This window comes from Mesorhizobium sp. WSM4841 (assembly GCF_055811515.1).
In genome coordinates this window covers 53,153-75,747 of the sequence record NZ_JBVVQC010000009.1, presented here as the reverse complement: position 1 = coordinate 75,747, position 22,595 = coordinate 53,153, and the positions used below count along the sequence as shown (strand labels likewise).

Sequence of the window (22,595 nt, the reverse complement as noted above, 5' to 3'; positions counted from 1 at the left end):
TTCTTATGACTGGAAAGGTGGCAGGCCGGCGACGTGGCCGACAACGCCGTCCTCGGTCAGTTCGGCAAGCGCCAGCGACTGATCGAGATGTTCGGCCCGCCAGGCAAGCAACCTTTCGGCAAGCTCCAGCCGGACCGGCAGATAGGCCGGATCGGCAGCGACATTGGTTAGTTCGTCCCGATCCTGCTCCAGGTCGAACAGCAGCGGCGGCAGGCCGCCGCCGAAATGTACATATTTGAATTCCTTCGTGCGGATGACGGCCAGATTGCACTGGCGCGGACCGATGCCGAAATGGCGCTCGGCATGACCATCGGCAATCGAGCGGAAATCGAACTCCCAATGCGCGGCCTCGCGCCAGTTGTCCGGCTCCGTGGCATCCAGGAACGGCTTCAGCGACTGTCCGTCGAGATGCGGCGGGGTTTCCTCGCCAAGTAGATCGAGCAAGGTCGGCGCTATGTCCACCGCCTCGGTGAAGCGGTCGACGCTGGCGCCGGCCGCTTTGCGGCGACGCGGGTCGTGGACGATCAGCGGAATATGATAACTGCCGTCGAAGAAGCCGCCCTTGCCCAGCATGTAATGGTCGCCCATCATTTCGGCATGGTCGGAGGTCAGCACGACGATGGTGTCATCCCAGGCATCCGCTGCCTTGACTGCCTGCCAGATACGGCCAAGCTGCGCGTCGACTTCCGAGATCATGCCGTAATAGAGCGCGCGGATGCGGCGAAAATCGTCGTCGCCCCAATCGCGCACCTTGCCCTCGGCGCCGGGGCGGAAATTCGAACGCTCCTGCAGGTTAAGGTTGTAGGCAAGGTAGGGATGGCATTCTGCCTCGGCCTGCCAGCTCACGGCGCGGTGGAAAGCCGGTCCCTCGGCAGGATCATACCTGCTGTTGTAGGGCTCTGGCACGATGAACGGCGGATGCGGGCTGAGGAAGGAAAGATGCGCGAACCACGGTGTATCGCGCTCCTGTTCGCCAAGCCAGCGGAGGAATTCGCCGGTCAGGAAAGCGGCTGGGGATTCGTCCTTCGAGTAGACGGGTGGCGCGTTGGTCACTGCGCTGTCGGTCGTGCCTCCATGCTCGTCGGCTGGGCGATGGATGTCGGGAAAGCCGGCGCCGCTATCGATGCCGCGCGCCTTGAGCCACGACAGCCATGGTTTCTGGTGCTCCGGCAGGAGTTGGCGCACGGTGAAGCCGGGCAGCACGCCTTCGTAGCTTTTCAGCCGCGGGTCGCCCGGCGCCAGCGTGCGCGGATCGGGCGATACGTCGGTATAGCCGAACAGCGTCGGATCATAGCCGAGGTTGCGCGCCGAGAGCGCGATGTTGCCATGGCGGGCGTCGAGCGGCGTGCCGTTGCGGCAGACGCGGTTGTTCATCTGGTAGAGGCCGGTGTAGAGGCAGGCGCGTGCCGGCGAGCACGGCGCCGCGCCGCCATAATGCTGTCGAAACAGTACACCCTCGGCGGCGAGCGCGTCGGCATTCGGCGTCCGCACCACCTTGTGGCCTGCCGCCGACAGGCACTCGCCGCGCCACTGATCGCAGGTGATCAGGAGAACATTCGGGCGTCTGTCTTTTCTGACCAATGCTGTATCCTTCATTGAGAACGTGCCGCTCATGGAGCCGAATTTTTGTGGCGACGCAAGCCTGAGGTGTTCGCGAAACGGTGAACAAAAGTTGTCTTATTGTTCACTTATAGAGCACAGTCCATTCTGTGTTTGCGACCTTTGCCGTCGGCCGGCGGGTCCTCATATTGGCGTGGAGCGCGGCATGGGCCGCACAGGACAAGGGAAGGAGCAGGAAATGCTCGACCAGATCAAGGGCCTGCATCACGTCACTTCGATGGCCAGGGATGCACGCCAGAACAATGAGTTCTTCACAAAAAAGCTCGGCCTGCGCCGGGTCAAGAAAACCGTCAACTTCGAGGCGCCGGATGTCTACCATCTCTACTATGCCGACGAGGTCGGCACGCCCGGTTCGGTGATGACCTATTTTCCTTTCCCCAACATCGGCAAGGGCCGCCACGGCGTCGGCGAAGTCGGCGCAACGATCTATTCGGTGCCCGAAGGCACGCTTGCCTATTGGGAAAAGCGTTTTGCCGATGAGGGCGTCGCCGGCCTCTCGCGCGACGAGAGCTTCGGCGAGAAGCGCCTTGGCTTCGCCGGTCCCGACGGCGACGGGTTTGCGCTGGTCGAGAACAACGCCGACACCCGTACGCCGTGGGCGAAGGGCGATGTTCCCTCCGACGAGGCGATCCGCGGCTTTCACTCGGTGTCGCTCAGGCTGAAGGATGGCGGCGCCACGGAAGAGCTGCTGAAATTCATGGGCTATGAAGAAGTCGACACATCCGGCACTGTAAAAAGGCTGGCGGTGAAGAACGGCAACGGCGCCAATATCGTCGACATCGAATCGCTGCCGGGCGCCGCTTTTGCCGATCTCGGCGCCGGCTCCGTCCACCACGTCGCCTTCGCCGTCGAAAACCGCGCCAAGCAGCTCGAAGTGCGCAAGGCGCTGATCGACACCGGCTATCAGGTGACGCCGGTGATCGATCGTGACTATTTCTGGGCGATCTATTTCCGCACGCCGGGCGGCGTGCTGTTCGAAGTCGCCACCAACGAGCCGGGCTTCGACCGCGACGAGGACACCGCCCATCTCGGCGAGGCGTTGAAGCTGCCGTCGCAGCACCAGCATCTGCGGCCCTATCTCGAGCAACATCTGCAAAAGCTGGAAGGCTGAGGACAAGGCAATGAGCAAGGACGCTTACATCTACAAGACACTGCCCGGTTCGCCTGATGGATCGCTGCTCTTCGTCTTCCATGGCACCGGGGCCGACGAGAGCCAGCTTCTGTCGCTCGGCCGTGATCTCGCGCCGCAGGCGACCATCGTATCGCCGCGCGGCGATGTCTCGGAACACGGTGCCGCGCGCTTCTTTCGCCGCACCGGCGAGGGCGTCTACGACATGGACGATCTGGCGCGGGCGACAGACAAGATGGTTGGCTTCGTCAAGGCACATGTCGAGGCGGCAAAGCCCTCGTCGGTGCTTGGCCTCGGCTATTCCAACGGCGCCAACATCCTGGCCTCGGTGGTGTTCGCGGCGCCCTCTCTGTTCGACGTGGCGGTGCTGATGCATCCGCTGATTCCGTTCGAGCCGGAAATCGAGGGAAGTCTCGCCGGCCGCCGCATCCTGGTCACAGCAGGCAGGCGCGATCCGATCTGTCCGCCCAACCTGACCGCTCGGCTCGAAGCCTATTTGCGCGCCGATGGCGCCGATGTCACAGTGGAGTGGCACGACGGCGGCCATGAGGTGCAGTCGAACGAGATCGAGGCGGCGCGGCGGTTCCTGTCCGCTACGCCGGTAGAAGGAGCGTAAGCAATGCTTGACCAATTGCCGGAGATCGAACTGGAGGATCGCGGTTCCAAGGGCCGTTATCTCTTGCGCGGGCCTGATGGCGCCGAGGCGGAGATGACCTTCACCAAGATCGGCGAGCACCAGATCATCATCGACCACACCGAGGTGCCGGATGCGTTTCGCGGCCAGGGCGCCGGGCTTCGCCTCGTTACCCGCGCCGTCGAGGACGCGCGCGCGGCGGGCAAGAAGATCATCCCGCTTTGTCCGTTCGCCAATGCCCAGTTCCATCGTCACCCGGAATGGGCCGACGTGCTGAAGCAATAGCGCTGGTCCTACCACAGGCCTTAGCCCGCGGTGACGGTTGAGGGCGGGCAGCCACAAGGGCATCCATCGCTGTGGCATTTGCGCAGATCGCCTGTCCTACCCGGTGGGTTGTCTTGCCTAGTGGGTATCGCCTTGCCTAAGTAGGTATATTGCCGCCCGACCAATCGAACCGAATGATCCCTTGATGACCGAAACCGACCTTGTTCCCGTCTTCGATGGCCACAACGATACGCTGCTCAGGCTCCATCAGTCGAAGGACGCGGATGTCGAAAAGCTGTTCATCGAGGGAACGCAGGGCGGCCACATCGACCTGCCGCGTGCGAAAAAGGGCGGCTTTGCCGGCGGCATGTTCGCGATCTTTCCGCCGCCGCTCGAGAAATCCAAGCGCAGTGCGGTTCCTCCTGCGCCGAGCGATACTGAGCCCTTGCCGCCCGAGCTTCCGCGCGCCGACGCGCTCGCCTCCACCATCGCGATGGCCTCGATCCTGTTCAGGCTGGAACGAGCGTCGGCGCTCACCGTCTGCCGCAGCGCCGGCGACGTGCGAAACGCGATGGCGCAAGGGTCGATCGCGGCGGTGTTCCATATAGAAGGCGTTGAGGCGATCGACCCCGAACTGACAATGCTCGACGTGCTGCATGCGGCCGGCTTGCGCTCGCTCGGCATCGTCTGGAGCCGCCCGAACGCTTTCGGCCACGGCGTGCCGTTCCGTTTCCCGTCGACGCCCGATACCGGACCTGGCCTGACCGATGCCGGCAAGGCACTGGTCAAGGCCTGTAACCAGCTCGGCATCATGGTCGATCTTTCGCACCTCAACGAAAAGGGGTTTCGCGACGTCGCCGAGATCAGCGACGCACCGCTGGTGGCGACCCACTCGAACGTCCATGCGATCTGCGGCCATTCCCGCAACCTCACCGACTGGCAGCTCGGCGCGATCCGCGAGTCGGGCGGCATGGTCGGGCTGAATTTCGCGACCGGGTTTTTGCGCGAGGACGGCAGGATGAATGCCGATACCAGTCTCGACATCATGGTGCGCCATGTCGATTCGCTGCTGCAGGCGCTGGGCGAAGACGGCGTCGGCCTCGGGTCCGATTTCGACGGCGCCATGATCCCGGCTGTGATCGGCGACGTCACCGGCCTGCCGAAGCTGCTCGATGCGTTCGCCGAGCGCGGCTTCGGTCGCGCGCTGATCGAGAAGATCGCCTATCGCAACTGGATCAGTATGCTGGAAAAGACCATCGGCTAAAGCGTGTCGCCCGGCAGAGTAGCCAGCGACCTGCAATATATCGATCGAGCGGGGTTTTGATGATCTCGACAAGACCGTTGTCTCCGGAGCTCAAGCCGCGGATGATTGCGGACTTCGAGAACTTTAGGGCCGGCTCTTGAAGCGCCAGACCGTACGAGCCGATGTCGCCATCGTCGGCGCCGGCTTTACCGGCCTGTCGGCCGCGCATGAATTGAACAGGGCCGGCATTGATTTTGTGCTGCTCGAGGCGCGCGGCCGCGTCGGCGGGCGGGTCGAGGCCAAGTGGAATGGGCTTGGCGAGCTGATCGACAGCGGCGGTCAGTTCCTGTGCGAGGACATGCCGGAACTGATGGCCCTGGTGCGAACGCGCGGTAAGACGTTGGTCGAGACCTATGTTAAGGGCGAAGTCATTGCCCAGCCGCGGACGGGCGAAAAGGAAGCCGAGCGAATCTACTGCGCCTCGATGGCGATCCGCGACCGCATGAACGCGATTGCACCGGCCGATCCGACTATTGCCGGCTTGACCGTCGCCGCATGGCTCGATCGCCAGAACGATCCCGGTGAGGCCAAGGCGGCTTTTCGCTCGATGATCGAGGGCCTGTGGTGCCAGGCGCTCGAAAAACTGCCGCTTTGGCACCTCATCAACAATGACCGTCGTATCACCAATGAAGTGTCGGAACTGCAGTATTTCGTGCACGAAACCATGCAGTCTCTGGCGGATGATCTGGCTGGCGATCTCGGCGACCGCCTGCGATTGAACACGCCGGTCAGAACGATCGAGCGCAGACTGGGAGGCGTTCGTCTCGCGTCGACGACGGGCTCGATCACAGCGCGAACGGCGCTGATCGCCATGCCGCCTATGATGGCTTCGAAGCTGGATTTCGCGCCGCCGCTGCCGGTTGCCTTGGAAAAGGCCCTCGGTGTCTGGCAAAGCGGCGCGGTGATCAAAATGCAGGTGCGCTACCCCACAGCCTTTTGGCGCGCCAAGGGCTTGAGCGGCATGGTGATGTGGCGCGATCCGCCGGCCCTTTTTGCCTGTGACGTCAGCAAGGATGGCGGCCACCCTGCGTTGGTCGTCTTCGTCGGCGGGCCGCTTGCCCTACGCTGGCGGGAATTGGGAGATGCCGCGTTGCGCGCGGAGGTTACGGCGCGGCTCAAGGAGGCGCTCGGCACGGATGCAGGCAGCTTCACCGATTTCACATGTCGCGACTGGACCGACGATCGCTGGAGCGGCGGCGGCTACAGCGATCTCATCATCGATACAAGTGCCACCGACGCCGAACAAACCATCCTGGCCGGCGCCCCGCCAGTGTATTTCGCATCCTCGGAATTGTCTCCGTCATTTCCGGGCTATGTCGAAGGCGCAATCGTGGCTGGGCGCACTGCTGCACAGAAAATCCTCTCGAAATTCAATCCGCAATAGTCAAAAGCGCCTCATGGTCGCAGAAGAGGCGTCTCAAGGTGGCGACCGGACGTCGCCGGGCCAGAGCGGCGGCGTGATTTGATCCCGTGAACATGCGACTGCATGAAACAGTTCGGCAACGAACTCCCTCGCCCTCGCATGACCGAATATGCCCGGTACTGCCCGAATTCCCGTTTCAAATCTGTTACACGGTCAGTTTGCGCGCGTCGTTCGTCCGTTACCGGGTGCGGCTAAGTTCCTTTCAACAGAAAAAGAAAATCAATGAAGGGAATGGCGATGCATACGAAAATCCAGACTGCCTACAGCGCCCGCCTGCAGGCGGAGCGCAACGATCGGCGGCCGAAGCTGGCGCTGCGCCGGCGCGCCAACGACCATCCGATGGCGCTGTTCGTGGTGCTGGGCGCCGCCGCGTTCGTCGGCATGGCCTTCGCGCCGACGGTCGGTCCAGCCTTTGCTTCACTGAACCCGCCGGCAAACATCGTCAACGGCGCGCCGACCACAACCAAGACCGCGCGTCTGCCGATGCCGGAGATCGATTTTGTCTGCAAGGGGCAGGCCTGGGGCGCCGAAAGTGCGGACTGCCTGCGCGTCATCGCCGAGCAATCCGGCATTCACAAGGCTCGCGCGGTCCGCGTGATCGCCAATGCCGCGCCGCTGACCCATACGCCGAACGTTTTTTGATGCCCCCGAGCGACCCTCCAGCGCTCCAGGCAGGCTCCCGCCGCATCCTCGGCTGGGAGTCTTTTTTCTCTGCCCTTTGTTTGAGCATCGGATTTTTTCAAAAACCGATTTCCGCCAGTGTTCTAGCTGCCCAAGGCGGCCTGCTCGGCAATGGCCGACAGCACGCCGCGCACGTCCAGCGTGCTGAACGGCTTTTCCAGGATTTGCGGACGCTGCGGCGCGGGCAACGCCTCGATTTCGGCTTTCGCTCCGATCAGGTCGCCGGTGACCAGAACGAAGCGCCGCGCCAGATCAGGCTTTTCGGCGAGCAGTTCGCGATAGACTGATATGCCGCTGGTGCCGGGCATGCGCAGATCGGAAAAGACAATGTCCGGTGGCATGTGGCCGGTCAAGGTCGCGGCGGCCGATGCCCAGGCCGGCACGATCCGCGACTTGATGCCCATCAATTCCAGAATGTCGGACAGCGACGCGGCGACATCCGGCTCGTCGTCGATGATCAGCGCATGGCGCAATCCGCTCGAGCGCGACGGGGTTTCGCCGGCGGCGGCCGCGCCGGCGGCGATCGCCGGCAACTGGACGACGAAACGGGCGCCCCTCGGCAGAACTTCCTCGAACCAGACATCGCCATTGTGCCGTTCGATGATCGATTTCGAGATCGACAGGCCGATGCCGGTGCCGACGCCGACCGGCTTGGTGGTGAAGTAGGATTCGAAGATGCGGGAGCGTATCGCTTCCGGCACGCCCAGCCCGTTGTCCTCGACCGAGAAACAGGGATTGCCGCGATCGCTGCGAAACGTGCGTACCTTGATCAGCCGGTCGCCGCCGATGCCGGCCAGAGCGTGCTGGCTGTTGATGAGGAAGTTGGCAGCCACTTGCGTCACATGGTCGGCGTCGGCCATGGCCAGCAGCGGACCGCTGGCGAAATCGGTATCGATAATGATGCCGGTTGACCTGGCGCCGTAGGCTGTCACTTCGAGTGCCGCGCGGACCACCTGGTTGAGGTCGGTTTCGGCCTGCGACGCGGGATGCAGGCGGACCATCGAGAGGAAGCTCTTGACGATGCGGCCGCACCGCTCGGCGGCTGCTCGCACCTTCTCGGCCCGCACCTTGGTCTGCGGGTCTGAGGCGAACTCGTGCAGCAGCGTCGATTGGGCGACGACCACGGCGAGCGGGTTGTTGAGCTCGTGTGACACGCCGGCAAGCAGCGAGCCCATCGCCGCCATCTTCTCGTTCTGGTGCAGCTTTTCACGCTGGCGGCCGATCTCCTCTTCGGCGCGCAATTTGTCGCGAAGGTCGCGGATCGAGCCGAAAATCAGGCGGCGGTCGGCGACCCGCATCTCGGTCGCGGTCAGTTCGATCGGAAAGACCTCGCCGGCCGCATTCTGGGTTACGGTCTCGATCCGCTGGCCGACCATCGGCGCGCCGCGGCCCGACATGTATTCGGCGCCCGACACATAGCCCTTTCGATAATATTCCGGAACGACGGTGTCGAGCAGGTCCTTGCCGAGGATGTCGCTGCGCTGGTAGCCGAACATCTTTTCGGCGGCCGGATTGAATTCGATGATCGAACCGGTCTCGTCGATGACGATGATGGCGTCGAGCGAAGCCTGCAGCATGGTGCGGCGGATGACTTCGCTGGCATGGGCATCGGAAAGCGATCGTTCGATGGCGTCGCCTATGGCCAGTGCCACGATGTGCAGCGTTGCCTCTTCCTCGTCGGTCCATTCGCGCTCGTTGACGCAGTCGTTGACCGCCAGCGTGCCCCACAGATGGCCATGCGCAAAGACCGACACCGACAGGAACGACTTGATGTGCTGCTTTTCGAAGTCGATTCTCAGAAAACCTTCGAGGTCGCGCGTGTGTCCCGCGAAGATCTTGCCTTGCCGCTCGTCCTCCGCCAACCGTTCCAGCAGTGGGTCCGAATTGACAACCGACTGCAAGATCACCGTTGGCGATGCCAGTTCGCCGCCAAATCGCGGGTTGATCCAGTAGGCCGCGACCGACTGGGCAAAGCCCTGGCCGGGCAGCTCGCGCAGCCGAAACAGGATGCCGCGCTGGCAATCCATGGCCTCGCAAAGCCTTTCAAGGATGCCGTCCATCTCGCGCTGCCAGTCGCCGGCTTCGCGAAGCCGGCGAACGACATGGACAGCCGCCATCGCCGCGCCCTGCCTGACGCCTTGCATACCGCTGCGTGCTGCTTCAGCCGTCATGGTCAGCCGTCATTTCACAGTCGTGCCCGGCCACAGTGGTACCAGTGGTCGCGCCGCTCAGTTGCTTTCGCCGGTCGGCAGCGAGAAGATATAGCCTTCGCCGCGGACCGTGCGCAGGAATTTCGGATTGGCAGGGTCCGCCTCGATCTTCTTTCTCAGCCGCATGATGCGGATATCGACCGCGCGTGACGATTCCGGATCTTCCACGAAGCCGATCGCCTCGGAGATCGCCGCACGCGTCAGCAAACGGTTGGCACGTGTCAGGAAGACCTCCAGCACGTCGAATTCGCTCTTGGCCATGTCGATGACCGTCCCATTGGTGCCGGTGACGAACCGGCCGTCGAGATCGGCATGGAAAGGGCCGAAGCTCATGAAACGGCGGTTGGCAGTTGTTTCAGCCTTGGCGCCCTGTGGTTCGGCCGGCTGCGGCACGCGGCGCAGCACGCTGCGGACCCTCGCCAGCACCTCGCGCAATTCGTAAGGTTTGACGATGTAGTCGTCGGCGCCGAGTTCCAGCCCGACTATGCGGTCGAGCGCGGTGCCGGCGGCAGTGGCATAGATGATGCCGATCGGCATTTTCGAGCGCAACCAGCGGCCGAGCGACAGGCCGTCCTCGCCCGGCATGGCTATGTCGAGGATGGCCAGATGAAACGACTGCGTTTCCAGCAAGGTTCGCGCGGCGCTGGCACTCTCGGCCGTCGCGACATCGTAGCCGCTGGCGCCGAGATACTCGGCGACCGCGTCCCTCAGATCGGGCTCGTCCTCGACGATGACAATTCGTGCCCGCACTATGCTCTCGCTCCCGCTTTCAGCGGAAAGTAGATTGGGTATAAACATCATGTCCAGCACTCATCTTCGGTTGCCGGTTGCAGGGTGGAAAAAAATGGTTGCACGATCCGTCATCGCGCTTGTTTCGGTCGCCGAAGTGGTCGCGACCGATCTCGCCGACCATCTCGAACGGCGTGGCCATGACGTGCGCGCGGTGCGGCAGCCGTGGGAGGCCGAATCCTTGCTTTCCGGAAAGGGCATCGATGTCGTCGTCGTCGGCGACAGCCTCAGCCAGGCGGAAGGGCGTGATCTGCTCAGGCGCCATGGCGGCGAGGGCGGGCCGGATTTCATCCTGATCTGCCGGCCGGCCGATCTCGTCGACAAGGTGCTGGCGCTCGAACTCGGCGCCGCCGACGTCGTCGAGAGCCCGCTCAACGTCAGGGAACTCGCCGCCCGTATCGGCGGCTTGCTGGCACGGCGCGGCAGGAACGCCGGGGAACTGGTGGTGCTGGAGAACGCGACGGTCGACCTCCGGTCGGCCATGGTCATGCATCGGTCCGGCACGGAAGAGCAATTGTCGCCGGGTCAGGTGGCGCTGCTCAGATTGTTCCTGGCCAGTCCGCGCAAGGTCTTGACGCGCGACGACATCATTGCCGCCGCGCCCGCCGAAAATGCCGATGCCTTCGATCGCTCGATCGATTCGCGCATCGTGCGGCTGCGCCGCAAGCTCGACACTGAAACCATAACCACCATAAGGGGTGCGGGCTACCGGTTCGATCCGCCGACGCAGTTCGCCGACTGAGGCCGGGGCCCTCACCGTACTGTCCACAGGCCCAGGCGCTCAGCGCACCACGAGAAGCGACGGACCTGTCGGCATTTCGCTGGCCGCGACGAATTCGCTCGCATGGGCACGATCCCTAAGAAGCACGGTGGCGAGGCCGGCAAAGCCGAGCAGGCCCTGTGCGTAGAGCAGTGCGGAAAGCACCGAAGCTGCAAATTTCGTGTTCATCGTTTTCGTCCCCCAATTTGGTTTTAAGTTCGGTTCAGGGAAACCCCCGAAGTGCCCGCGCCGCCAGCGGAGCCCCCCGGCGCGGCGCGGGCCTTCGGTCCTCTCGGCTGCAAGTTGCCGGAGGGGCCGCGCATCTTCTTCAGCCCAAAACCGACCCGCCAGAGGGTCTTGAGCCGGTTAATGCGCAGACTGGACACGATCCAGACCGTGGCGAAAAACAGTGCGGCATACAGCGTCGAAACTTCGCCTGAAGTCATCTCCGCAAGCTTCGTCATCGGGTTGCCGGCGAAGGTGCCGACACCACCAATGATCGCTGCGGCTATGCTTATCCTAAAGAGCCAGGAGATCGCGTTCGATTGCATGTTCATCTTCGTTTGTGCCGGCTGTTTTCGTTGGGTCAACTCTGCGGGTGGCCTGTATCCGGCTCATGCCGCTAGAGTCCGCGCTTTGTTGCAGATTGGTTTCGAGCCAAGTCAAGTTTCTTTCCTAGGAGCGAAAACCGCACTTTCGCTTGGAGATGGCAGTAGCTTTTTGCGGAATCCGGGCTCGATCAGCCGAGGCGTTGTGTCCTTGATTCACCCCTGCAAACCCCTCGGATGGGCTTCCGTCCGTTAACCAGAGGAAACAGATTCGAAACAGAAACGTCTGCCGTGCGAAATCAATTCGAAACGTGACCCAACGATAAGCCACTCATCGAATTGGAGCCGGCCGTGCCCGGCAGACAGGGGGATATCATGTACACTGGCATTTCCGCCAAGCTCATCAACATCGCCGCCGCCGTCACTGCGGGTACGGTTCTTCTGTTCGGCGCCGGCAACGGCGTTGCCCATGCCGCCAATCGGGCCGCCAATCAGATCGTGGCGCGGATTTCGCTTTCGCAGCAGACGATGGAAGTCCTGGTCGACGGGCGGCCGACCTTCGCGTGGAAAGTCTCGACCGGCGGCAAGGGGCATGTCACCCCGACCGGCTCGTTCAAGCCGACCCGCATGCACCAAATGTGGTATTCGAGGAAATACGACAGCGCGCCGATGCCGCATTCGGTCTTCTTCAAGGGTGGCTACGCCGTGCATGCGACCAATTTCGTCAAGCGTCTCGGCCGCCCGGCCTCGCATGGCTGCGTGCGGCTGCATCCGGACAACGCCGCCGATTTCTACCAGCTTGTCGAGATTTTCGGTCCGGCCAACACCCGGATCGTCATCGTCAAATAGATAACCAAAGACTATCCGCCTGCCGGGTATAAATATATTGCGGGTCGGATATCACTGCCCAAGAAAAAGGCCGGAAATTTCCGGCCTTTTTTGTCAATCAATCAACCGGGACCGGCATCAGCTTCGGATCCGGCTTCTCGGCGTGATGCGGCAGGTCCTTGCTGGCAATGAAGGTGTAGAACATCGGCACCACGAACAAGGTGAACATGGTCCCCACCAGAATGCCGGTGAAGATCACCAGGCCCATCGAATAGCGCGCCGCCGCACCCGCGCCGCTGGAGATGATCAGCGGCACCACGCCGAGCGCCATCGCCGCCGTCGTCATCAGGATCGGCCTTAGCCGCACCCTGGCCGAGGCGACGATCGCATCGCGCCGCCGCATCCCGTGGAGCTCGCGCTGCTGGTTGGCGAACTCGACCAGAAGAATGCCGTGCTTGGTGATCAGGCCGATCAGCGTGATCAGACCGACCTGCGTGTAGATATTGAGCGTTCCCAGCCCCAGATTGAGCGGCACGATCGCGCCGAAGATCGACAGCGGCACCGACATCATGATGATCAACGGATCGCGGAAGCTTTCGAACTGCGCCGCCAGCACCAGATAGATAACGAGAACGGCTGCCGCGAAGGCGATGATGATCGTGTAGCCCTGTTCCTTCTCCTGCCGCGACTGGCCGGTATAGTCGATGAAGAACGTCTCGGGCAGGCTTTCCCTGGCGATGTCCTCGATGGTCCTCAGCCCGTCGCCGGTGGTGACGGTTGGCAATGGCAGAGCGGAAATCGTGGCGGAGTTCAATTGGTTGAACTGCTCGATCACGGCCGGCGAGGCGTTGTTCGAGATCTTCACCACCGCCGAGAGCGGCACCATCTCGCCCGACGCGCTGCGCACGAAATACTCGGCCAGCTTTTCAGGGTTGTCGCGGAAGTTCTGCGGCACCTGCGGGATGATGTCGTAGCTGTTGGATTCGCGGTCGAATTGCGCCACTTCGGCGCCACCGACCAAGAGGGTCAGCGTCCGGCCGATGTCGGCGATCGGCAGGTTGAGCGCCGCGGCGCGGTCGCGGTCGATCGTCACCGTCACTTGCGGCGCGTCGTAGGACATCGAGTTCTGCACGGCGAGGAAGCGACCGGAGGCCTGCGCCTTGTTCTTGATGTCCTCGGCCGCTTCGTACACCTGGGAGGCATCGCCGGTCGAGCGCACCACCATCGTGACCGGCAGGCCGCCGCCGGAGCCGGGCAGCGTCGGCGGGGCGAAGACGAAAGCCTCGACGCCCGCCACCTTGGCAAGGCGGGCGGTGATGTCTTCCTGAAGTTCCTTCGAGCTGCGCGCGCGCTCGGCCCAGTCTTTGAATGCGAAGCCGACGAAGGCGTTGTTCGTCGGGCCTTGGAACGCAACAGCGGAGAACCGCGCCCTGGTTTCGGGGATATCATTCATCAGCCCGAGAATCTGGTTCACATAGGTCTCGGTGTAGTCCGACGTGGCATAGCGCGGCGCATTCACAATAGACAGCAAGAAGCCCTGGTCTTCTTCCGGTGCCAGTTCGCTCGCGGTCTTGGTGAACATGAAACCGGTCGTGGCCACCAGTGCGATGACGATCATCAGCGTCACTGGGCGATATTTCAACGAGCCGCTGACCAGCCGCTCATAGATGTTTTCGACGCGCCCGAACGTGTTGTCGACAATACGCTGGAAGCGGCTGTGCGAGCCGGCCCTGAGGATGCGTGCCGACATCATCGGCGTGACGGTGAGGGCAACGACACCCGAAAGCACCACCGAGCCGGCAAGCGTCACCGCGAATTCGCGAAACAGTGCGCCGGTCAGGCCGCCGGTGAAGGCCAGCGGCGCGAACACCGCGGCCAGCGTTATCGTCATGGCGATGACGGCGGACGAGATCTCCCGCATGCCGTTGAAGGCCGCCTGCATCGGCGACAAACCGTCTTCCTCCATGTGGCGGTGGATGTTTTCCACCACCACGATGGCATCATCGACGACGAGGCCGATCGCCAGCACCATGGCCAGCAACGACAAAAGATTGATCGAATAGCCCAGCGAAAACAGCAGGAAGCAGACGCCGATCAGTGACAGCGGAATGGTTACAATCGGCATCAGCACCGAGCGGAACGAGCCGAGGAAGAGCAGGATGACGACGATGACGATGGCGACCGCCTCGCCGATGGTCTTGAACACCTCCTCGATCGACGCGCTGATCTGCTCGGTCGAATCGTAGACGATCTCGATCGTCATGCCGAGCGGCAGCGTCTCCTGAATTGTCGGCACAATTTCGTGGATCGCCTCCGCCGTCGTCAGCGGATTGGCGGCCGGCGTCGGGAAGATGGCGAGAAAGATGCCGGGCTTGCCGTTGAAAGTGACCCTGGTGTCGGTGTTCGCTGCGGCGAGCTCGACGCGTGCCACGTCGCGCAGCCTCACCACATTGCCGTCCTTCGATCGGAGCGGAAGAGCGGCGAAAGCTTCCGGCGTCTGCAGCGTCGAGCGAACGGTAATCGAGGAAGCGACGTATTCGTTTTCGGTGTTGCCGGGTGCTGACAGGAAATTCGATTCGTTGATGGCGGTCAGCACTTCTGCCGCCGTCACGCCGCGCGCCGCCAGCTTGATCGGGTCGATCCAGACGCGCATCGAATATTCGGCGGCGCCGAAGATCTGCACGTCGGCGACACCCTCGACCGTCGACATGCGCGGCCGCACAACGCGCTCGATATATTCGGTGAGCTGTTCCGGCGTCATGTTCGGATTCTGCATCGAGATATACATCATCGCGAACTGCTCGCCGGTGCCCTTGACGATCACCGGGTCTTCGGACTCGTCCGGCAGGTCGCCGCGCACGCCTTGCACCTTCGAGAGGACTTCGTTCAGCGCGACGTCGGGGTTGGAGCCGAGTTTCATCTGCACCGTCACGGTGCTGGAGGACGCCCGGCTTGCCGACGTGACATAGTCGATGTTTTCGGTCGAAGCGACGGCACGGGCGATCGGCGCGGAAATGAACCCCTGGATCAGGTCGGCGCTGGCGCCGGGATAGGCCGTGGTGATCGTGATGGCCGTTTCTTCGACCTCCGGATACTGCCGGATCGAGAGGCTGAAGATGCCCTGGAAACCCAGGAGCAGGATCATCAAGGCGAGCACGGTCGAAAGGACCGGACGGCGAATGAAGATGTCGGAGAAGCTCATTTCTGGGCTGCCTGCTGGTCTGCCGGCTTGGTCGGATCGATCGTGTTGTCGACGGCAACGGACATGCCGTTGGAAAGGCGGTTCTGGCCGGCGGTAACGACTTCGTCGCCGGGCACGATGCCTTCCAGGATCTCAACCAGGCCGGCATTGCGGCGGCCTGGCTTGACGAACACCTGGGCAAGCACGAGCTGCGGTTTCTGTTCTTCCGCCGTCGGTTCGGCCGGCGTTGCCGCCGGTTCTTCCTCGGGTTTTGCCGCGCGCGCCTCGGCCGCGGATTTCGCAGTATCCGTGGCGGGCTTTTCTTCCGGCTTCGCAGGAGCAGCAGGGGCGGCGCCGTTGTCCGCGGGCTTTGCCGGACGCACCACAAAGACGAAGTCGCCGTACAGGCTGGAGGTCAGCGCGGTCTGCGGCACCGTCAGCACGTTGTTTTCCTCGGGCAGTTCGACGCGCACCTGCACGAACTGGCCAGGGGTCAGCTTGCCTTCGGGGTTGGCGACCTCGGCTCTGACTGTCACCAGCCGGCTGGTCGGGTCGATCTTCGGGTCGATACCGCGGATGGTGCCAGCGAACGGCAGCTCGCCGTCACCAACGCCAAGCCGTACCTTCTGGCCGATCTTGAGCAGCGGAAGCTGCTGTTCGGGAACCGAGAAATCGGCCCGCATCGTCTCCAGATCCTGCAGGGTGACTACGGAAGTACCGGGTGAGAGATACTGGCCGAGATCGATCCTGGGGATACCCACGGTGCCGCTGAAGGGCGCTGTCAGCAGCTTCTGCTCGAGCACCGCCTGCAGCCTGTTGACCCGCGAAGCGGAAGCCAATGCGGCTGCCCGCGCCGTATCGAGCGTCGATTCCGAGCCGACATCGCGTTTCTGCAATTCAAGGGCGCGTGTCAACGCCGTCTGGTCGAGCGCTGCTTGCGCCTTCGTCGCATCGAGATCGGCGCGTTCGGCGGCATCGTCGAGCTGAAGGAGACCCGCGTTGGCTTCAACCTTCTGATTGGCGTGAAACAGGATGTCCTTGACGATGCCGGCGGTTTCGACGGTCAGGTCGACGCCGCGGACCGCGCTGACAGTGCCGATCGCCTCGACGCCCGGCGTCCACTCCGTCGGCTTGACGATTGTCGTCGACACGGTCGCGGCCGGCGGTTTCATCGTGGCGAAGAATTGCTGCATTGCATTGTCGCGGAACAAATTGAAGCCGACGATGCCGCCGCACACCAGCACGAGCAGAATGAAGGCAATGATGAAACGCTTGATCACGAACAGTCCCCTTGGCCATGGCCCGGCATAACGGTCGGATGACCGAAACACATACCTGTGACTGGTCCCGATTTCAAATGACGGCGATCTTACTGTACCGTCTGGACGGTCTTGTCAATTCCGCGTAGGCTAAGTATGGGGAGCGAATGATGAAGGCCCGCAGAACAAATTCGCGTGATAAAATTCTCGCCGCCGCCGCCGATGTGGCACGCGAGACAGGGCCCGGCAGCCTGTCGCTGGACGCCGTCGCCAGCCGAGCCGGCGTGTCGAAAGGCGGCTTGCTGTACAATTTTCCGACCAAGGCGAAACTGATGCAGGCGCTGGTAGAGGATTACCTGCGCGCCTTCGAACAGGCGCTGGAGTCCGCCCGCACGGCCGGCGTCGACGGCGAAAGCCCGCTTGCGACTTACATCAAGCTTTCGGCCGAACATGCCGAGGAATCGAAACCTTCGGCTTCCTGGATATTTTCAGCGATCGCCGAGGATCCCGATTTCCTGACACCTATAAAATCGTTCAGGCGCCAGGTTTTCGAGCGCCTCAAGGGAGAGACGCCGGACCTCAAGGCGCTGCTGGTCTGCTACCTCGCCATCGAAGGACTTCGCAGCATGAACCTGTTCGATTCGGACGTCCTTTCGGTCGACGAACGCCGGTTGCTGGTATCGTCCTTGCTGGACATCGCGGGATAGATTGCCGCGTAGGCCGGGCGTAGCCACCTTGGTGAGATCCTCTCCGCTCGCCGGCACGAGGGGCGCCTTGCTGTTGTAGACGATGCCGGTGGTGACCAGCTTGGTCGAGAAACAGGTTGAGCTGGTTGGCCAGAGTGCCGTTCAGGGAACTTTTGTTCGGCTGGCGATTTTGGATGTATGGTGGGAACCCGAACGGCCAGAAGGGTGTTGCCGATGACGACAAAACGCTTTGCGATCTGCGCGCTCGCTTTCGCGATGGGCTGCAGCATGTCCGCCGCGGCCTTCGCTGGAAGTCGCGACCAACGGGCTGACCCTGAACGCTACGTTCCCGCCGAAGGCGACATCATCGACATCCTGTTCGGCGGCCCGCGCTACTATGACCAGCAGTTGTTCACGACAGCCGCCGGAGCCTGCTCCTACCAAAGGGTCGGACCCGACGCGAATGCGTTGAACAAGATCAACGATCACTATTGCGGGAAGTAGGCGGCAGGCTGCGGCGATCGCCAGCTCAGTCGGGCGATGCAGCGGCGCAGAATGAAGACTGTAGCGATCCTTCGCGCCCCCCTCTGTCCTGCCGGACATCTCCCCCACTTGGGGGGAGATTGGCAGTCATCGCCGCTTTCGCCAATCGCCGACGCTGGACGGATCGAGCCGCCGGTGAAGCCGCCAATCTCCCCCCGTGTGCCCCTTGTGGGGGAGATGTCCGGCAGGACAGAGGGGGGCGCTGTCCCGCCGGCATCTCGAGGGTTTTGCACCAAAGCGCATTCGACTGGAACACCATGGCGAGCCCACGCTCGGACGGATCGATGTCGTTGGCGCGAACGCCATCGATCAGCAGGTCGCCATCGCCAATGGCGCCCCCGCTTCGCCTTCCCACAGGATCAGGCTGGCCGCGCCGATCAGTCCTGCGCGGTCGCCAAGCTGCGCCGGCACGATCGGCACATCCCGGTAGGCCGGCATCGCCCGCTGCTCGACGGTCGCCCTGATGGTTGGAGCCAGCAGGTCGAAGCCATTGGCGAGGCCGCCGCCCATGACGATCAGGTCCGGCGAATAGAGGTGAAGAAGGTTGGTGAAGCCGATGCCGAGCCACCTCGCCTCCGCCTCGATCAATTCGAGCGCGCTGATATCGCCGGCACGTGCGGCTTCGACGACGTGCCTGGCCGAAACGTCGCCGTCAGCCGAAAGGCGCCTGAGCAGGGAGCCGTCGCCCGGCGTTGTCAGCGCTGTGGCACGCCGTCCGAGCGCGGTTCCGGAGGCGACCGCCTCGAAACAGCCGACGGCGCCGCAGAAGCAGCGGTCGCCCTCGCCGGTGATGGTCATGTGGCCGATCTCGGCCGCCAGCCCGCGCCGGCCGTGATAGATGTGGCCGTCGGCAACGACCCCGCCGCCGATGCCGGTCGACACGGTGACGAACACCAGGGAGCCGCTGCCCCGGCCGGCGCCGAAGCGCCATTCGCCAAGGGCGGCCGCGTTGGCGTCGTTTTCCAGCCGCACCGGCAGGCCGAAATGCTTGCCGAGAATGTCGATCAACGGCACGTCGTGCCAGCCGGCCAGCGTCGGCGGCGCGATCACGATGCCGGCCTTGGGATCGAGCGGTCCCGGCGCGCCGATGCCGATCCCGGCGACATCCGCAAGTGGGCGCTGTGCCAGAAGCGCCCCGGCCAGTGCGATGATCTGGCCGATCACCGCATCCGATCCCGCGATCGCCATCGTCGGCGCCGAAACCTGCGCGACAATGCGGCCGCCGCTCTCGACCAGCGCGCCGCGCAGCTCCGTTCCGCCGAGATCGAAGGCGAGGGCCAGTCTTGTCATCAGGCGGCGACCTTCAGCCCACGCAGCCAGGCCATGCGCCGCGCGAGGTCGGGGTCGCCGAATGCCAGCGATCCGAGCACCACCGTCTCGGCCCCGGCGGCGCGCAGGCGCGCCACCGTCTCGTGGCGGATGCCGCCGTCGGCAGCCAGGATGATGTCGGCCTCGCGACCCGCTTGCTGCATCAGCGTGCGTGCTTCAATCAGGCGGGGGCAAGCCTGGTCGGAAAGGCTCTGGCCCTTGACGCCGATGGATGTGCCGAGGAGCGTCACAAACGCGACTTCGGGCAGGAACGGGGTGACCGCAGCGACCGGCGTTTCCAGCCTGAGCACCACGCCGGCCTCGGCGCCGAGCGCATGCGCCAGCCGCACGGCGCGCAGGCCGGCTTCGCCGTTTTCGGCGTGGACACTGACCAGGTCGGCACCGGCATCGATGAACTGACGCGTCTGCTCCTCGACGATCTCGGCTTCGACCATCAGGTGCACATGGATCGGTTTTGCCGTCAGCCCGGCGATCCGCGCTACCAGATCCGGGAAGAACAGGAAGCCGGGGGTGAAGCGGGCGTCTGCGACATCGATGTGGTGGAGGTCGACATGAGGTTCTATGCGCTTCAGGTCGCGCTCCATATTGGCAAGATCGGCCGACCACAGCGAAAACTCGCCGAGCAGCCGGTTGCGCGGCAGGGCGGCGATGGCGTCGGGACCGGACAGGGTTTTGGTCGTCATGACGGAATGAGGCTCCGGAAGTTCGAGGAGGTGTGAAGGAAGGTCGTGATATCAGCCTGCAGCTCGGCGAAATGCCTGACGCTGTCGAGCGCCTTGGAAGAGATCTCCGCAAACGTGGCGCCGGGGATCGCCGCCGCGAGCGTATGGGCCGCCGTCAGCGGATGCACCGCATCCATGGCATTGCCGATGACGAGCGTGGGGATGCCAAGGGCAGCGGCGTCACTCGCTGAAACGCCCGGGCCGTCGGCGGCAATGTCGGCGAGGACCTGCGTGAATGGCGCGGCGTCCGGCCGGTCGAAATAGCCGAACAGCGAGGCAAGGTTGTCGGGCGCGTCGCGCTGCAGGCGCGCGGCGGTTTCCGATTGCGCGAAGATCGCCCTCGCCTTGTCGGGGCCGTGGTCCAGGATAAGCTTGGCAACCTCGGCGATCGGCCGCAGGTTCACCGGCGCGCTGTCGAAAATCCAGGCCGGCCGCACCAGCAGCAGGCCCGCGACGCGGTCAGAATGACGGCAGGCAAGGCGCATGGCGATCGCGGCGCCCATGGAAATGCCGCCCGCGACGAAACGGTCGAGACCGGCCTGATCGGCGGCGGCAACAACATCGTCCGCGAACATCTCCAGGGAAAACGGCCGGCGGCTGCCCAGTCCGGACGCGCCGTGTCCACGGCATTCCAGCGTGATGCGCCGCAACCCCGGCCCGGAAGGGAAAGCCTGGGCGACCTGCGCCTCGCCACCGCCCAGGCCGTGCTGAAAGACAACCGCAAGCCCGTCGCCGTGGTCGCAGACTTGGAGCAATGCGTCATCGCGAAGCAGCTTGGCAAGGCGGCGCATCAGGTCAGCCCCTTCAGGAAGCGGGCGACCCCGGGCGCTTCGTCGGCCGAAAGGCCGTGGGTGACCAGCGCCCCGTCAAAGCCTGATACCTTTAGTCGAGCGACAAAATCCGGGAAATTGACGACACCTTTCCCGGCGGTGGCGAAGCGGCCGTCGGCGAAACGGTCCTTGGCGTGCGCCATGGCGACATGGCCTGCCGTGGTTTCGACGGCGGCGGCGACGATGTCGCGTGCTTCGGCCGGGCTCGCCTGTTCGAACAGGTTGGCCGGATCGAGCACGATGCGCAGCCGTTTCGAGCCCATCTCGGCGATGAGGCGCATCGCGTCCGACGCCGAGGTGACGATGTTGGCCTGTTCGGGCTCGATGCCGAGATCAACGCCGTGGCGCTCGGCGAGTTGAAGCGCCTTTTCCATCTCGCTCGCCATGTCGTCCCATGCCTCAGGGGCGGCATTGTCAGGGTGATACGCCCACTGATCGTCCGCGTTGCGCGTTCCCGTGCACAAGGTGACCAGCGGAACAGAAAGGTCTGCCGCGGCCTTGATGACCACGCCAAGCCGGCGCAGGCCGTCGTCGCGCACAGCTCTGTCGGGATGGGCCATGTTGTAGGTGCCCGAGAGCGCCACCAGCGCGACACCGCAAGCATTTGACGCGGCCGCGATGGCATTAATGGCGTCTTCCGGTACCGCATCCGGCATCGACGGCAGGCCGGCGCAGGCCAGGTTGAACTGGGTGACGGCAAATCCCGCGTCGCGGACCGCTGCCAGTACGCCGGCCGGTTCGCTGCCCGGGAAGGTCTTGGCGAACACCCCGATCTGCATCAGACCGCTCCCGTGACGCTGGCGATCTCGACGCGATCGCCGGTTTCGACCGAACGGGCGATCGCCACCATGGCGCGGATCGAGGCAAGGCCGTCCTCGACGTTGGCGCCGCGCATCGGCTTGCCGTCAAGGATTGTCTCGGCGAGGCCTTCGAGCTGGCGCCTGAAGAAATGCCCGTCGGCGCCGAGCGGCTTTCGCGACGTTGCATCCTTCTCGTGAAAGATATCGACTTCACTCGCCCGGAAATACCAGGGGTTGAAGGTCTTCGCGATCACCGAGCCGTTTTCGCCATAGAGCTGGAAGCCCTCGTGCCAGTCCATGCGGACAGCCACGGTGAGGTCGAGATGGCCAAGCGCGCCGTTGGCGAATTCGGTTTCGACGAACCAGCAATAGGCGCCGAAACGCTCGTTGAGGCGGGCACGCACGGCGACGATCTCGCCGCACAGGAAGCGCGCAGTGTCGACGAGGTGCGAGCCGTGCGCGAGCATGAAATACTGCCTGAGATCGGCCTTCGGATTGCCACCCGGCTTGCGCGCCAGCTTGCTGGTGACCGGCAGCGGCTGGACCGCGTCGGTGTTGGTGTAGCGGTGAGTGGAATCGCAATACCAGGCTTTTAGCGCCAGGATCTCGCCGATCTCATCGCGGACGAAATTGCGCGCCGCTTCCAGCGCCGGGTCGAAGCGCTTCATGTGACCGACCTGCAGTACCTTGCCGGAGCGCCTGACCGCATCGGCGAGCATCTCGCCTTCCTCGATCGAGACGCCGATCGGCTTTTCGCACAGCACGTGCTTGCCGGCCTTGAGCGCCTTGATCGACATCGGCACGTGGTAGGCGTCGGAGGTCGCGACGATCACCGCCTCCAGTTGCGGGTCGGCGAGCATCTCATCGTAATCGCCATACATTTTTTCGGGTTCATAGGTCGCGCCCATGCGCGCCAGAAGATCGGGGGCGGCATCGCAGATCGCATAGAGATCGGCGTTCCCAGCCTTCACGCAGGATTCGAGATGGGCGAATTGGGCGATCGGCCCGCAGCCGAGCACGCCGACACGAAGGCGACGGTCTTGCTTCCGGATCATG

Annotated in this window: 22 protein-coding genes; 10 read left to right on the top strand and 12 right to left on the bottom strand. The window is 63.6% G+C overall.

Features of this window, described 5'->3' with window-relative positions; all coding sequences use genetic code 11:
* Positions 1-3: 3 nt before the first annotated feature.
* The gene (locus tag AC0L14_RS13270; protein WP_473486918.1) at positions 4-1,581 is read right to left on the bottom strand and encodes an alkaline phosphatase family protein; all 1,578 of its coding nucleotides are present in this window, start codon (positions 1,579-1,581) and stop codon (positions 4-6) included.
* A 217-nt stretch (positions 1,582-1,798) separates the two neighbouring features.
* On the opposite strand from AC0L14_RS13270, the gene AC0L14_RS13265 reads away from it, so the two are divergent.
* The 6 genes from AC0L14_RS13265 to AC0L14_RS13240 all read left to right on the top strand — a co-directional run bounded on the left by AC0L14_RS13265 (position 1,799) and on the right by AC0L14_RS13240 (position 7,015).
* Entirely contained in the window at positions 1,799-2,731 is a 933-nt protein-coding gene (locus AC0L14_RS13265; RefSeq protein ID WP_473749898.1) for a VOC family protein, read from the top strand.
* A gap of 10 nt (positions 2,732-2,741) precedes the next feature.
* The gene (locus AC0L14_RS13260; protein ID WP_473749804.1) at positions 2,742-3,365 is read left to right on the top strand and encodes an alpha/beta hydrolase; all 624 of its coding nucleotides are present in this window, start codon (positions 2,742-2,744) and stop codon (positions 3,363-3,365) included.
* Between the two features lie 3 nt (positions 3,366-3,368).
* Positions 3,369-3,668: a GNAT family N-acetyltransferase gene (locus AC0L14_RS13255; RefSeq protein ID WP_095494371.1), complete on the top strand. Its 300-nt coding sequence runs from the start codon at positions 3,369-3,371 to the stop codon at positions 3,666-3,668.
* Positions 3,669-3,852: 184 nt separating this feature from the next.
* Positions 3,853-4,911 carry a dipeptidase gene (locus AC0L14_RS13250; RefSeq protein ID WP_473486916.1) on the top strand — a complete coding sequence of 353 codons (1,059 nt, stop codon included), beginning with the start codon at positions 3,853-3,855 and terminating at the stop codon, positions 4,909-4,911.
* A 136-nt stretch (positions 4,912-5,047) separates the two neighbouring features.
* Positions 5,048-6,334: a flavin monoamine oxidase family protein gene (locus AC0L14_RS13245; protein ID WP_473749801.1), complete on the top strand. Its 1,287-nt coding sequence runs from the start codon at positions 5,048-5,050 to the stop codon at positions 6,332-6,334.
* 276 nt (positions 6,335-6,610) lie between these two features.
* Positions 6,611-7,015 (top strand): hypothetical protein, encoded by a 405-nt coding sequence (locus AC0L14_RS13240; RefSeq protein WP_473749800.1) that lies wholly within the window; start codon positions 6,611-6,613, stop codon positions 7,013-7,015.
* Positions 7,016-7,137: 122 nt separating this feature from the next.
* Here the strand turns inward: AC0L14_RS13240 and AC0L14_RS13235 are convergent, their stop codons facing one another.
* Entirely contained in the window at positions 7,138-9,225 is a 2,088-nt protein-coding gene (locus tag AC0L14_RS13235; protein WP_473525574.1) for a GAF domain-containing sensor histidine kinase, read from the bottom strand.
* Positions 9,226-9,282: 57 nt separating this feature from the next.
* A complete protein-coding gene (locus AC0L14_RS13230; protein ID WP_189522455.1) occupies positions 9,283-10,062 on the bottom strand; it encodes a response regulator in 780 nt (259 codons plus the stop codon).
* A gap of 46 nt (positions 10,063-10,108) precedes the next feature.
* Between AC0L14_RS13230 and AC0L14_RS13225 the strand changes: the two genes are divergently transcribed.
* Positions 10,109-10,795 carry a response regulator transcription factor gene (locus AC0L14_RS13225; protein WP_123150254.1) on the top strand — a complete coding sequence of 229 codons (687 nt, stop codon included), beginning with the start codon at positions 10,109-10,111 and terminating at the stop codon, positions 10,793-10,795.
* Positions 10,796-10,834: 39 nt separating this feature from the next.
* Here AC0L14_RS13225 and AC0L14_RS13220 read toward each other — a convergent pair whose 3' ends face one another.
* Positions 10,835-11,002 carry a hypothetical protein gene (locus tag AC0L14_RS13220; protein ID WP_123150255.1) on the bottom strand — a complete coding sequence of 56 codons (168 nt, stop codon included), beginning with the start codon at positions 11,000-11,002 and terminating at the stop codon, positions 10,835-10,837.
* Between the two features lie 23 nt (positions 11,003-11,025).
* Positions 11,026-11,370, bottom strand: coding sequence for a hypothetical protein (locus tag AC0L14_RS13215; protein WP_473749799.1), 345 nt, complete (start codon positions 11,368-11,370; stop codon positions 11,026-11,028).
* 366 nt (positions 11,371-11,736) lie between these two features.
* Here AC0L14_RS13215 and AC0L14_RS13210 point away from each other — a divergent pair, with 366 nt between their 5' ends.
* Positions 11,737-12,210 (top strand): L,D-transpeptidase, encoded by a 474-nt coding sequence (locus AC0L14_RS13210; protein ID WP_473525977.1) that lies wholly within the window; start codon positions 11,737-11,739, stop codon positions 12,208-12,210.
* Between the two features lie 97 nt (positions 12,211-12,307).
* Here AC0L14_RS13210 and AC0L14_RS13205 read toward each other — a convergent pair whose 3' ends face one another.
* Positions 12,308-15,391 carry an efflux RND transporter permease subunit gene (locus AC0L14_RS13205; protein WP_473525572.1) on the bottom strand — a complete coding sequence of 1,028 codons (3,084 nt, stop codon included), beginning with the start codon at positions 15,389-15,391 and terminating at the stop codon, positions 12,308-12,310.
* On the bottom strand, positions 15,388-16,650 hold the full coding sequence (locus AC0L14_RS13200) for an efflux RND transporter periplasmic adaptor subunit (protein WP_473749797.1): 1,263 nt from the start codon (positions 16,648-16,650) through the stop codon (positions 15,388-15,390). Before AC0L14_RS13200 ends, AC0L14_RS13205 begins: the two co-directional genes overlap by 4 nt.
* Before the next feature lie 149 nt (positions 16,651-16,799).
* On the opposite strand from AC0L14_RS13200, the gene AC0L14_RS13195 reads away from it, so the two are divergent.
* Complete coding sequence (locus AC0L14_RS13195; RefSeq protein ID WP_123150259.1) at positions 16,800-17,336, top strand: TetR/AcrR family transcriptional regulator; 537 nt, start codon at positions 16,800-16,802, stop codon at positions 17,334-17,336.
* Positions 17,337-17,549: 213 nt separating this feature from the next.
* The gene (locus tag AC0L14_RS13190) at positions 17,550-17,819 is read left to right on the top strand and encodes a hypothetical protein (protein ID WP_473749795.1); all 270 of its coding nucleotides are present in this window, start codon (positions 17,550-17,552) and stop codon (positions 17,817-17,819) included.
* Between the two features lie 348 nt (positions 17,820-18,167).
* Here the strand turns inward: AC0L14_RS13190 and AC0L14_RS13185 are convergent, their stop codons facing one another.
* The 5 genes from AC0L14_RS13185 to AC0L14_RS13165 are packed head-to-tail and all read right to left on the bottom strand — an operon-like array spanning position 18,168 to position 22,594.
* Positions 18,168-19,148 carry an ROK family protein gene (locus AC0L14_RS13185; RefSeq protein WP_473749793.1) on the bottom strand — a complete coding sequence of 327 codons (981 nt, stop codon included), beginning with the start codon at positions 19,146-19,148 and terminating at the stop codon, positions 18,168-18,170.
* Entirely contained in the window at positions 19,148-19,870 is a 723-nt protein-coding gene (locus AC0L14_RS13180) for a ribulose-phosphate 3-epimerase (RefSeq protein ID WP_473749791.1), read from the bottom strand. Before AC0L14_RS13180 ends, AC0L14_RS13185 begins: the two co-directional genes overlap by 1 nt.
* Entirely contained in the window at positions 19,867-20,700 is an 834-nt protein-coding gene (locus AC0L14_RS13175; protein WP_473486901.1) for an alpha/beta fold hydrolase, read from the bottom strand. The genes AC0L14_RS13180 and AC0L14_RS13175 overlap by 4 nt, the downstream gene beginning before the upstream one ends.
* Positions 20,700-21,518, bottom strand: coding sequence for a sugar phosphate isomerase/epimerase family protein (locus AC0L14_RS13170; RefSeq protein ID WP_473749789.1), 819 nt, complete (start codon positions 21,516-21,518; stop codon positions 20,700-20,702). The genes AC0L14_RS13175 and AC0L14_RS13170 overlap by 1 nt, the downstream gene beginning before the upstream one ends.
* Positions 21,518-22,594, bottom strand: coding sequence for a Gfo/Idh/MocA family protein (locus AC0L14_RS13165; protein ID WP_473525563.1), 1,077 nt, complete (start codon positions 22,592-22,594; stop codon positions 21,518-21,520). Before AC0L14_RS13165 ends, AC0L14_RS13170 begins: the two co-directional genes overlap by 1 nt.
* Position 22,595: the final 1 nt, after the last annotated feature.

Bases quoted from the DNA above. Each gene is read 5' to 3' on its own strand.
- AC0L14_RS13265 (WP_473749898.1), top strand. From the start codon at position 1,799: ATGCTCGACCAGATCAAGGGCCTGCATCACGTCACTTCGATGGCCAGG.
- AC0L14_RS13260 (WP_473749804.1), top strand. From the start codon at position 2,742: ATGAGCAAGGACGCTTACATCTACAAGACACTGCCCGGTTCGCCTGAT.
- AC0L14_RS13255 (WP_095494371.1), top strand. From the start codon at position 3,369: ATGCTTGACCAATTGCCGGAGATCGAACTGGAGGATCGCGGTTCCAAG.
- AC0L14_RS13250 (WP_473486916.1), top strand. From the start codon at position 3,853: ATGACCGAAACCGACCTTGTTCCCGTCTTCGATGGCCACAACGATACG.
- AC0L14_RS13240 (WP_473749800.1), top strand. From the start codon at position 6,611: ATGCATACGAAAATCCAGACTGCCTACAGCGCCCGCCTGCAGGCGGAG.
- AC0L14_RS13235 (WP_473525574.1), bottom strand. From the start codon at position 9,225: ATGACGGCTGAAGCAGCACGCAGCGGTATGCAAGGCGTCAGGCAGGGC.
- AC0L14_RS13230 (WP_189522455.1), bottom strand. From the start codon at position 10,062: ATGTTTATACCCAATCTACTTTCCGCTGAAAGCGGGAGCGAGAGCATA.
- AC0L14_RS13225 (WP_123150254.1), top strand. From the start codon at position 10,109: ATGGTTGCACGATCCGTCATCGCGCTTGTTTCGGTCGCCGAAGTGGTC.
- AC0L14_RS13220 (WP_123150255.1), bottom strand. From the start codon at position 11,002: ATGAACACGAAATTTGCAGCTTCGGTGCTTTCCGCACTGCTCTACGCA.
- AC0L14_RS13215 (WP_473749799.1), bottom strand. From the start codon at position 11,370: ATGAACATGCAATCGAACGCGATCTCCTGGCTCTTTAGGATAAGCATA.
- AC0L14_RS13210 (WP_473525977.1), top strand. From the start codon at position 11,737: ATGTACACTGGCATTTCCGCCAAGCTCATCAACATCGCCGCCGCCGTC.
- AC0L14_RS13205 (WP_473525572.1), bottom strand. From the start codon at position 15,391: ATGAGCTTCTCCGACATCTTCATTCGCCGTCCGGTCCTTTCGACCGTG.
- AC0L14_RS13195 (WP_123150259.1), top strand. From the start codon at position 16,800: ATGAAGGCCCGCAGAACAAATTCGCGTGATAAAATTCTCGCCGCCGCC.
- AC0L14_RS13190 (WP_473749795.1), top strand. From the start codon at position 17,550: ATGACGACAAAACGCTTTGCGATCTGCGCGCTCGCTTTCGCGATGGGC.
- AC0L14_RS13185 (WP_473749793.1), bottom strand. From the start codon at position 19,148: ATGACAAGACTGGCCCTCGCCTTCGATCTCGGCGGAACGGAGCTGCGC.
- AC0L14_RS13180 (WP_473749791.1), bottom strand. From the start codon at position 19,870: ATGACGACCAAAACCCTGTCCGGTCCCGACGCCATCGCCGCCCTGCCG.
- AC0L14_RS13175 (WP_473486901.1), bottom strand. From the start codon at position 20,700: ATGCGCCGCCTTGCCAAGCTGCTTCGCGATGACGCATTGCTCCAAGTC.
- AC0L14_RS13170 (WP_473749789.1), bottom strand. From the start codon at position 21,518: ATGCAGATCGGGGTGTTCGCCAAGACCTTCCCGGGCAGCGAACCGGCC.
- AC0L14_RS13165 (WP_473525563.1), bottom strand. From the start codon at position 22,594: ATGATCCGGAAGCAAGACCGTCGCCTTCGTGTCGGCGTGCTCGGCTGC.